The organism is Piscinibacter sp. (genome assembly GCF_050175855.1).
Lineage (GTDB): Bacteria > Pseudomonadota > Gammaproteobacteria > Burkholderiales > Burkholderiaceae_C > Piscinibacter.
The window spans coordinates 1-9,425 of the sequence record NZ_JBFXIO010000195.1 but is presented as its reverse complement, the minus strand read 5'-3'; the positions used below and the strand labels follow the sequence as shown (position 1 = coordinate 9,425).

The 9,425-nt window shown below is 70.1% G+C and carries 10 protein-coding genes and 1 tRNA gene; 5 read left to right on the top strand and 6 right to left on the bottom strand.

Annotated features, from left to right (window positions below; all coding sequences use genetic code 11):
* The 5 genes from AB7U92_RS15210 to fba form a co-directional block, all read left to right on the top strand.
* On the top strand, positions 1 to 632 hold a 632-nt coding region (locus tag AB7U92_RS15210), incomplete at its 5' end, for an HAD-IA family hydrolase (protein ID WP_428578457.1).
* A gap of 9 nt (positions 633 to 641) precedes the next feature.
* Positions 642 to 1,730, top strand: a complete 1,089-nt coding sequence (locus tag AB7U92_RS15205) for a class 1 fructose-bisphosphatase (protein WP_428578454.1) — start codon at positions 642 to 644, stop codon at positions 1,728 to 1,730.
* Positions 1,731 to 1,811: 81 nt separating this feature from the next.
* Positions 1,812 to 2,690: a phosphoribulokinase gene (locus AB7U92_RS15200; RefSeq protein WP_428578451.1), complete on the top strand. Its 879-nt coding sequence runs from the start codon at positions 1,812 to 1,814 to the stop codon at positions 2,688 to 2,690.
* Between the two features lie 16 nt (positions 2,691 to 2,706).
* Entirely contained in the window at positions 2,707 to 4,755 is a 2,049-nt protein-coding gene (tkt, locus tag AB7U92_RS15195; protein WP_428578448.1) for a transketolase, read from the top strand.
* Between the two features lie 28 nt (positions 4,756 to 4,783).
* Entirely contained in the window at positions 4,784 to 5,821 is a 1,038-nt protein-coding gene (gene fba, locus AB7U92_RS15190) for a class II fructose-bisphosphate aldolase (protein WP_428578446.1), read from the top strand.
* Between the two features lie 13 nt (positions 5,822 to 5,834).
* Here fba and AB7U92_RS15185 read toward each other — a convergent pair whose 3' ends face one another.
* The 6 genes from AB7U92_RS15185 to AB7U92_RS15160 all read right to left on the bottom strand — a co-directional run bounded on the left by AB7U92_RS15185 (position 5,835) and on the right by AB7U92_RS15160 (position 9,335).
* Positions 5,835 to 6,179, bottom strand: coding sequence for a hypothetical protein (locus tag AB7U92_RS15185; RefSeq protein WP_428578443.1), 345 nt, complete (start codon positions 6,177 to 6,179; stop codon positions 5,835 to 5,837).
* 88 nt (positions 6,180 to 6,267) lie between these two features.
* Positions 6,268 to 7,083 (bottom strand): redoxin family protein, encoded by an 816-nt coding sequence (locus AB7U92_RS15180; protein ID WP_428578440.1) that lies wholly within the window; start codon positions 7,081 to 7,083, stop codon positions 6,268 to 6,270.
* Between the two features lie 14 nt (positions 7,084 to 7,097).
* On the bottom strand, positions 7,098 to 7,823 hold the full coding sequence (locus AB7U92_RS15175) for a Crp/Fnr family transcriptional regulator (protein WP_428578437.1): 726 nt from the start codon (positions 7,821 to 7,823) through the stop codon (positions 7,098 to 7,100).
* 15 nt (positions 7,824 to 7,838) lie between these two features.
* Positions 7,839 to 8,204: a rhodanese-like domain-containing protein gene (locus AB7U92_RS15170; protein ID WP_428578434.1), complete on the bottom strand. Its 366-nt coding sequence runs from the start codon at positions 8,202 to 8,204 to the stop codon at positions 7,839 to 7,841.
* 139 nt (positions 8,205 to 8,343) lie between these two features.
* Positions 8,344 to 8,949 carry a DUF1134 domain-containing protein gene (locus AB7U92_RS15165; protein WP_428578431.1) on the bottom strand — a complete coding sequence of 202 codons (606 nt, stop codon included), beginning with the start codon at positions 8,947 to 8,949 and terminating at the stop codon, positions 8,344 to 8,346.
* A 310-nt stretch (positions 8,950 to 9,259) separates the two neighbouring features.
* Positions 9,260 to 9,335 (bottom strand) — tRNA-Ala (locus AB7U92_RS15160).
* Positions 9,336 to 9,425 lie beyond the last annotated feature (90 nt).

Here is a 9,425-nt window from a genome sequence, read left to right as displayed (position 1 = left end):
TCCAGCACGCGCTGAACGACGCGCTGAAGAAGGAAGGGCTGCAGCGCTTCGACCTCGAACTGGTGCGCGGCTGGATCGGCGACGGGCCCGACGTGCTGATCGCCCGCGCGCTGGCCCACCAGGGCCGGGGCGATGCCGACGACGAGTTCCGCGGGCGCCTGCGCCGCTGGTTCGATGCCGCCACGCTGGCCGCACCGCTGTCCGGCGGCAGTGTCTTCCCCGGCATCCTCGACCTGGTGGCCGGGCTGCGCCGCCTGGTGCCGATGGTGGCGGTGACCAACAAGCCCACGCCGCTGGCGCGCGCCGTGCTCGATGCCGCCGGGGTGCTGCCCTTCCTGGCCGGCGTGCACGGCGCCGATACACCGGCGCTGCGCAAGCCCGCGCCGGCGATGCTGCTGGCCGCCTGCGATCGCCTGGGCGTGGAGCCGCCCCACCTGCTGATGGTGGGCGACAGCGAGCCCGACATGCGCAGCGCGCAGGCCGCCGGCTGCCCGGCGATGCTGGTCACCTGGGGCTATGGCCACGACAAGCTGGGCGGCTGGCCGCCGCAGATGCGCATCGACGCACCCGATCAACTGCTGCAGGCGCTGCGGGCTGCGCGCGCCGGCGCCGAACCGATTCTCAACTCCTAGGAGACCGTCATGCCCACTGGCGGAAGACCCACCCTCACGCAGTTCCTCATCGAACAACGCCGTCGTCACCCGGGTGCCACGGGTGAACTGAACGCGCTGATCACCGACGTATCGCTGGCCTGCAAGGCGATCGCGCGCAGGGTGGCGCTGGGCGCACTTGGCGCGCCGATCGGCGGTCATGAAAAGGTCGGTGGCAGCGTCAACGTGCAGGGCGAGGAGCAGAAGCCGCTGGACATCGAGAGCAACGAGCTGTTCGTGCGCTCGGCCGAGTGGGACGGCCACGTGGCCGGCATGGTCTCGGAGGAAATGGAGGAGCCCTACACGCTGCCTCCGCAATACCCGCGCGGCAAGTACCTGCTGCTGTTCGATCCGCTGGACGGTTCGTCGAACATCGACGTCAACGTGTCGGTGGGCAGCATCTTCTCGGTGCTGCGCGCCGCCACGCCGGGGCAGGACGCCAAGGCCGAGGATTTCCTGCAGGCGGGCACGCAGCAGGTCTGCGCCGGCTACGCGATCTACGGCCCGACGACGATGCTGGTGCTGAGCATGGGCGATGGCACGCACGCGTTCACGCTCGAACCCAGCCTCGGCGAATGGGTGCTCAGCCACCGCGGCCTGAAGGTGCCGGAAAAGACGCGCGAGTTCGCCATCAACGCCTCGAACAGCCGCTTCTGGGAGCCGGCCGTCAAGCGCTACGTCGACGAATGCCTGGCGGGCAGCACCGGGCCGCGCGGGGTGGACTTCAACATGCGCTGGATCGCCTCGCTGGTGGCCGAGACGCACCGCATCCTGATGCGCGGCGGCGTGTTCATGTACCCGCGCGACAACAAGGACGCGAGCAAGCCCGGCCGCCTGCGCCTGCTGTACGAGGCCAACCCGATCGGCATGCTGATCGAGCAAGCCGGCGGGCGCGCCACGACGGGGCACAAGCGCATCCTCGACGTGCAGCCGGAGTCCATCCACCAGCGCATCGGCTTCATCTTCGGCTCGGCCGAGGAGGTCGCCCGCATCGAGAGCTACCACGCCGAGGAGCCGCTGGATTCGTACAAGTCACCGCTGTTCGGCAAGCGTGGCCTGTTCGCGAGCACCACGGTCTGATCGACATGACCTGACATCGGCGCGCGGGATCAAGGAGTACCCGTTCGCGCCCCACGAATTTCTTCACCTCCGGGAACTCCCATGTCCGCCAAGCACCCCATCATCGCGATCACCGGATCGTCGGGCGCCGGCACCACCTCGGTGACGCGCACCTTCGAGAACATCTTCCGCCGCGAGAAGGTCGACGCCGCCGTCATCGAGGGCGACGCCTTCCACCGCTTCGACCGCAAGACCATGCGCGCGAAGATGGCCGAAGAGGAAGCCAAGGGCAACCGCGCCTTCAGTCACTTCGGCCACGAGGGCAACCTGTTCGAGGAACTCGAGGCGCTGTTCCGCGACTACGCCGAGAGCGGCACCGGCAAGACGCGCAAGTACCTGCACGACGCCAACGAGGCCGCGCCCTACAACCAGGAGCCCGGCACCTTCACGCCGTGGGAAGACCTGCGCAAGAGCGAGCTGCTTTTCTACGAAGGCCTGCACGGCGGCGTGACCACCGACACCGTCGACATCGCCCGCTACCCCGACCTGCTGATCGGCGTGGTGCCGGTCATCAACCTGGAGTGGATCCAGAAGATCCACCGCGACAAGAACATGCGCGGCTACTCCACCGAGGCGGTGACCGACGTGATCCTGCGTCGCATGCCCGACTACGTGCACTACATCTGCCCGCAGTTCACCCGCACGCACATCAACTTCCAGCGCGTGCCGGTGGTCGACACCTCCGACCCGTTCATCGCCCGCACCATCCCCACCGCCGACGAGAGCCTCGTGGTGATCCGCTTCGCCAACCCGGCGGGCATCGACTTCCCCTACCTGCTGAGCATGCTGCACGACTCGTGGATGTCGCGCGCCAACACGCTGGTGGTGCCGGGCGGGAAGATGGAGCTGGCGATGCAGCTGATCTTCACGCCGATGATCCTTCGGCTGGTGGAGCGCCGCCGCAAGGCGCTGTCGAACTGAAGCGGAGGGCACGACCATGACGAACACGCCCCTCGACCACGCCGCCCTGCGCACGCTGTGCGCCAACGCGCTGCGCGTGCTGGCCATCGACGCGGTGCAGGCCGCCAACTCCGGGCACCCGGGCATGCCCATGGGCATGGCCGACATCGCCGAAGCGCTGTGGCGCCACCACCTGAAGCACGACCCGGCCGACCCGCAGTGGATCGACCGCGACCGCTTCGTGCTCTCCAACGGCCACGGCTCGATGCTGCTGTATGCCTTGCTGCACCTGAGCGGCTATGCACTGCCGATGAGCGAGCTGCGCCGCTTCCGCCAACTGCATTCGCTCACGCCCGGCCACCCCGAGCATGGCCTCACGCCCGGCGTGGAAACCACCACGGGCCCGCTGGGCCAGGGCCTGACCAATGCGGTGGGCATGGCGCTGGCGGAGAAGCTGCTGGCCGCGCAGTTCAACCGCCCGGGCCACACGGTGATCGACCACCGCACCTGGGTCTTCCTCGGCGACGGCTGCCTGATGGAAGGCATCAGCCAGGAGGCCGTGTCGCTGGCCGGCACCTGGCGGCTGAACAAGCTGGTCGCCTTCTATGACGACAACGGCATCTCGATCGACGGCAACGTGAAGGGCTGGTTCGGCGACGACACGCCGGCCCGCTTCGAGGCCTGCGGCTGGACGGTGATCCGCGACGTCGACGGTCATGACCGCCTGGCGCTCGACGCCGCCATCGCCGCGGCGAAGACCTCGACGCAGCCGGTGCTGGTGTGCTGCAAGACCACCATCGGCCACGGCTCGCCCAACCGCGCCGGTACGGCCAAGGTGCACGGCGAGGCGCTCGGTGCCGAGGAGATCCGCCTGACCCGCGAGCAACTCGGCTGGAACTGGCCGGCTTTCGAGATTCCGGACGCGGTGCGTGCGGCCTGGTCGGCGCGCGACAAGGGCGCGCAGGCGCGCAACGAATGGCAGCTGCGCTTCGGCTCCTATGCCGAGGCCCACCCGGAGCTTGCCCACGAGTTGCTGCGCCGCCATGCCAGCCCGGGCGTCCCGGACGCCCGCACGGAGAAGGCGTTTGCCGATGCGATCGCCTCGACGGAGTCCAAGCGCGCCACCGTGGCCACGCGCAAGGCCTCACAGGAAGTGCTCAATGCGGTGGCGCCGGCCATCCCCGAACTGCTCGGCGGCTCGGCCGACCTGACCGGCTCCAACCTCACCGACTGGAAGGGCCACCAGCCGCTGCTGGGCTCCGGCACGGGCAACCACGTGCACTACGGCGTGCGCGAGTTCGGCATGGCCGCGATCATGAACGGCGTGGCGCTTCACGGCGGCTTCCGGCCCTACGGCGGCACCTTCCTCACCTTCAGCGACTACTCGCGCAATGCGCTTCGCATGTCGGCGCTGATGAAGCTGCCGGTGGTGCACGTGTTCACGCACGACTCCATCGGCCTGGGCGAGGACGGCCCGACGCACCAGCCGGTCGAGCATGTCTCCAGCCTGCGGCTGATTCCGGGCCTGGATGTCTGGCGCCCCGCCGATGCCACCGAGACGGCCGTGGCCTGGCGCCAGGCCCTGCGCCGCGCCGACGGACCGAGCGCGCTGGCGCTCAGCCGCCAGGGCCTGCCGCACGCCGGCGAGGCGGGGCAGGAGCGAACCGAGGCGATTGCCCGCGGCGGCTACGTGCTGCGCCGGCCGGCGAACGAGCAGGTGGTGCTGATCGCCACCGGCTCCGAGGTGCAGGTGGCACTGGCTGCGGCCACGCTGCTCGGCGAGGAGGGCATTGCCGCCCGCGTGGTGTCGGTGCCCTGCCTCGACGTCTTCGAGCGGCAGGACGATGCCTGGCGTGCCGAGGTGATCCCGCGCCACCTGCCTCGCCTGGCGGTGGAAGCCGGCAGCACTGGCCTGTGGTGGAAGTACGTCGGCGAGAACGGCGACGTGGTCGGCCTCGATCGCTTCGGTGAATCGGCGCCGGCTGGCGACCTGTTCCGCCTGTTCGGCATCACCGCCGAGATGGTGGCGGTGCGCGCCACACGACTGGTGGCCGCGGCCCGCACGCCCGAACTCGCCACCCATTGAACCTCACATCGATCTTCAGGAGCCCTCGATGGCGATGATCTCCCTGCGGCAACTGCTCGACCACGCCGCCGAGCACGGGTACGGCGTGCCGGCCTTCAACGTCAACAACCTGGAGCAGATCCAGGCCATCATGCAGGCCGCGCAGAAGACCGATGCGCCGGTGATCCTGCAGGCCTCGGCCGGTGCGCGCAAGTACGCCGGCGAGCCCTTCCTGCGCAAGATGGTCGAGGCAGCGGTCGAGATGTACCCCGACATCCCGATCGTGATGCACCAGGACCACGGCGCCAGCCCGGCGGTGTGCATGCAGAGCATCCGCAGCGGCTTCACCAGCGTGATGATGGACGGCTCGCTTCGCGAGGACGCCAAGACACCGGCGAGCTATGAGTACAACGTCGACGTCACGCGCCGCGTGTGCGAGATGGCGCATGCGGTGGGCGTGTCGGTGGAAGGCGAGCTCGGCTGCCTCGGCTCGCTCGAATCGGGCCAGGCCGGCGAGGAAGACGGCGTCGGTGCCGAAGGCACGCTCACCCACGACCAGCTGCTGACCGACCCCGACCAGGCGGCCGACTTCGTCAAGCTCACCGGCGTGGATGCGCTGGCGATCGCCATCGGCACCAGCCACGGCGCCTACAAGTTCAGCCGCAAGCCCACCGGCGACATCCTCGCGATCGACCGCATCAAACAGATCCACGCGAAGATCCCGCACACCCACCTGGTGATGCACGGCTCCTCGTCGGTGCCGCAGGAGTGGCTGGCGGTCATCCGCGAGTACGGCGGCGACATCAAGGAGACCTATGGCGTGCCGGTGGAGGAAATCCAGGAGGGCATCCGCCACGGCGTGCGCAAGGTCAACATCGACACCGACATCCGCCTGGCGATGACCGGTGCGATGCGCCGCGCGATGGCCAAGGACCGCGGCGAGTTCGACCCGCGCAAATTCCTCAAGGACGCGACGGCCGCGGCGCGCGACGTGTGCATCGCGCGCTTCGAGGCCTTCGGCTGTGCCGGCCGGGCCTCGAAGATCAAGCCGGTGCCGCTGGAGGCACAGGCCAAGCTCTACGCCTGAGCCGGCACGGGGTTCACTCGGCGCGCGTGGCGGCCGGCTGGGCCGCCACCTGGGTGCCCAGGCGCATCGCCATCAGGCGCGGCGACATCTCCAGGGCCGGGTGGGCCCAGTGGATCTCCTCGGCCTCGCGCGGCAGCAGCGCAGTCAGCGTGGTCGGGTGCAGCCGGTCCATCTGCGCGGCGTCGAGCTGGCGCACGAACACCCAGCCCTTGACGGGCGTCTTCACGTAGGCGAAGCGTGTCGGCAGGTCGACATAGACGTCCCAATCGCGGGTCTGGATGAAGCTCTGCGCTTGCGCCGGGATGGCGGCGGCAAAGGTGGCCAGGGCGAAGGCGGCGGTGGCGAGGGTGCGTTGCATGATGACTCTCCTGTCGTGATGGACAGCAGTGTCAGCAGCACGTGTTTCACCACGACTTCGCGCGCGGTGCGCGATGGTTTCAGACGTTTCAGCGAGACTCGCGCAGGCGCGTCAGCCGGGCCTCGAGCGAGGCTGCGCTGAGCACGCCAACGTGGGCGTCGACGAGGCGACCCTGGGCGTCGTAGAAGAGCGTGGTCGGCAGGCCGCGCGAGCCGACGGCGGGGCCCAGGGCCGAGCGTTCGTCGAGCAGCACGTCGCGCAAGGCAAGCCGCTCGCGATCCAGGTACGCCTGCACCGTGGCAGCGCGCTCGCCCTGGTTGGCGAAGAGGATCGCCACGTCGGGCGTGCGCTGCTGCGCGGCGGCGAGCACCGGCATCTCGGCGCGGCAGGGGCCACACCAAGTGGCCCAGAGGTTGACCACCGCCGGGCGTCCGCCGGCGGCCTGCGCCAGCGTGGTGGGGCGGTTGCCGACGAGTTCGGCGAGCGCCACCTCGGGCATGCGGGCTTCGCGTGGCAATTGCGTGGCCAGCGAGCCCGCCGTCCAGACCAGCACGCCGGCCAGCAGGCCGAAACCCAGCGGCCGCCGCAGTTCGAGCGTTTTCCAGCCGTGCCACGCCAGCCACAGCGTGCCGGCCAGCAGGCCGCTCGCCGCGTGCCAGCCGCCGTCGCGCAGATCGAGCACCGACCAGGGCGAGGCCGCATAGGCCGAGGCGTTCCACGCCAGGTGCGTGACGCGCGCGGCCAGCAGGCCAACCAGCGTGGCATGGAAGACCGCATTGCCGGCCTCGTGCCGGCGTGCCGGCACGGCCAGGCGCGAAGCCAGCGTCATCGCGAGCCAGGCGGAGGCGAACAGCAGCAGCGGTGCGACGGGCAGCGCGAGCGGGCCGAGTTGCAGCGACAGCATGACGGCGGCGCCGATCAGGCTGCGTCGGCGCGCAGGGCGATCGCCAGCGCCCGGCCATCCACCGTGGCGTGGCGCGGGCCGGCCAGCGCGAGCACGCCTTCGCGGCGCAACTGGCTGATCATGCGGCTGGCCGTCTCGACGGTGATGTCGAGCATGGCGCCGATCTCCTCGCGCCGCGGCAGCCACACGGCCTGGCCGGGCTCGGTGAGCGCGCTCAGCCGCTCGAGCAGGCGCAGCAGGCGGCGGCGCGCCGGCCCGGTGGACAGGTCGGCCACCCAGGCTTCCGCTGCATCGAGCGCCGACTGCCAACGCAGCATCAGCTCGCGCGGCATGCCGCCGCTGGAGGCGGCCAGCTCGTCGACCAGGTGGCGCGGCAGCCGGCACAGCTGCACCGGCGTGCAGGCGACGGCCTCGTCGGCATAGGGGCGCTGCAGCAGCGCCTCCTGGCCGATCAGGTCGCCGCGGCCGGCCAGCCGCACGATGCGGCGATCGCCGTGCTCGGTGCTGCGTTCGAAGCGCACGATGCCCGAGCGGATGGTGAACACGGCCTGGCCGGCGTCACCGCGGCCGTAGACGGGCTCGTCGGGGGGCAGGTCGAGGCTGACGATGCGGGTGTGGATGCGGTCCAGCCCCTCGTCGTCGAGCGCGCCGAACAGCGCCTGGCTGCGCACCTCGCAGGCGGCGCAGGCCTGGGCCTGCGGATGGCGCGCGTCGCCGCGGTACAGCGCAACGATGGCCATGTCCCGCGCGTCCGTTCAGCGCGGCGGGGCGACCATCGGCCAGCCGCGCTTCGCCCACTCGCTCATGCCGCCATTGACGAAGCGCACATGGCCGTAGCCGCGCTCGCGCAGCGCCCGGAGCGTGCGGCTGGAGCGGTTCTGGGTGTTGCAGATCAGCAGGACGGGCTCATCCGGAGCGACCGGGATCTCCGCGAGCCGCCGGCCGATCTGGCTCATCGGCAGCAGCAGCGCGCCGGCGGCCACGCCGGTGGCGTGCTCGTTCGGCTCGCGGATGTCGATCAGCAGCGCGCGACCGGACTCCCACGCCGCGCGCGCTTCCTCGAGGCTGACGGACAGGTCGTCCGCGCGGGCCGGTGCGACCACGCTGCCCAGCAGCAGCATCGTCACGAGGGCGCGCCGGCGCAGGCGGCTCGCGACGGCGGGAGCGGAAGCGGTCGATGCGGGCATGGGCGGGCTCGGTTGAATATCAGTGCAGGATGATATTCAACTTCAGCCCGCCCTGCACGGGCGGCGACGTCGCTCAGAGGGGATTGAGCGACTTCTCCGGCCGGTAGTGGGTGTAGCCCACGCTGGCGCCCGCACGCAGGCCGGCGCCGAGGCGGATGGGCGCGAGCGTCACGCCGTCGAGCCGCTGGTAGTTGAGGCCCACGCCGCCGACGTAGTAGAGGCTGCCGTCGACGCCGGGGTAGCGCTTGAAGATGGCCTGCACGTCGGGCAGCTTGTAGACCAGCACGAACACCTTCGAGGCGTTCGCCCCGAGGTCGAAGCCCACCGACGGGCCGGCCCAGTAGACCTTCTTCGTGGCGCCGGACTTCATCACCAGCTCGCCTTCGCCGTAGCGCACGCCCGCGGTGATGGCGGCAGAGACCTCCTCGCCGCGGATGAAGGCATTGGGCCGCCCCTGCTCGCTGAAGGCCTTGGCGATCACCTGCGCCAGCCCTTCGGTGGTCTGGCCGAAGAAGTCGGTGGCCGCCTTGAGGGTGCCGGCTTCGTCGTAGGTGCTGTCGTCGGTCACGTCGGCCGCGATGCCCAGGGCGGGCACGGCCAGCGCGAGCGAGCCGGCACCGGCGCGCAGGAGCCAAGCACGGCGGGTGGTATCGATGAGGCGAGAGCGAGTGTCCATCATGGTTCTTCTCCTGCAGCCCCGGGGAGCGGGACCGAGGGTTTGACCTTACTCACCCATTCGCGAAGCGGGTTTGTCGGAATGTTCCGGGATGTGCCGATGTAACTGGCGCCGCCCGATTGCGCAGAGAGCTGTATGCATATACAGTAGTCGCACACGGAGGTTCCCATGCACTCATTGCACCGACAGATCTACCGTCCCGCGCCTGCGCGCACGCCGTATTGGCTGCGTCGCCTGTGGGCTTGGCTCTGATCCTGGCCCGCAAAGCAAGAAGCGCCTGACTCCGGCTGGAATCAGGCGCTTCGGTGTGTGGTGGTGGAGAGGAGGAGGATCGAACTCCCGACCTTCGCATTGCGAACGCGACGCTCTCCCAGCTGAGCTACCCCCCCACGACAGCGCGCATTCTAGCAAACTCCGCGGGTCGCCCTCTCCGAGCTCATCGCATGACCCGCACCGATTCGACCTGGCTGGACGCCCAG

What these genes read in the sequence shown, in the direction of transcription:
- AB7U92_RS15185 (WP_428578443.1), bottom strand. Translation starts at nt 6,179, where the DNA reads ATGCAACGCACCCTCGCCACCGCCGCCTTCGCCCTGGCCACCTTTGCC.
- fba (WP_428578446.1), top strand. Translation starts at nt 4,784, where the DNA reads ATGGCGATGATCTCCCTGCGGCAACTGCTCGACCACGCCGCCGAGCAC.
- AB7U92_RS15205 (WP_428578454.1), top strand. Translation starts at nt 642, where the DNA reads ATGCCCACTGGCGGAAGACCCACCCTCACGCAGTTCCTCATCGAACAA.
- AB7U92_RS15170 (WP_428578434.1), bottom strand. Translation starts at nt 8,204, where the DNA reads ATGCTGCTGCTGGGCAGCGTGGTCGCACCGGCCCGCGCGGACGACCTG.
- AB7U92_RS15175 (WP_428578437.1), bottom strand. Translation starts at nt 7,823, where the DNA reads ATGGCCATCGTTGCGCTGTACCGCGGCGACGCGCGCCATCCGCAGGCC.
- tkt (WP_428578448.1), top strand. Translation starts at nt 2,707, where the DNA reads ATGACGAACACGCCCCTCGACCACGCCGCCCTGCGCACGCTGTGCGCC.
- AB7U92_RS15165 (WP_428578431.1), bottom strand. Translation starts at nt 8,949, where the DNA reads ATGATGGACACTCGCTCTCGCCTCATCGATACCACCCGCCGTGCTTGG.
- AB7U92_RS15200 (WP_428578451.1), top strand. Translation starts at nt 1,812, where the DNA reads ATGTCCGCCAAGCACCCCATCATCGCGATCACCGGATCGTCGGGCGCC.
- AB7U92_RS15180 (WP_428578440.1), bottom strand. Translation starts at nt 7,083, where the DNA reads ATGCTGTCGCTGCAACTCGGCCCGCTCGCGCTGCCCGTCGCACCGCTG.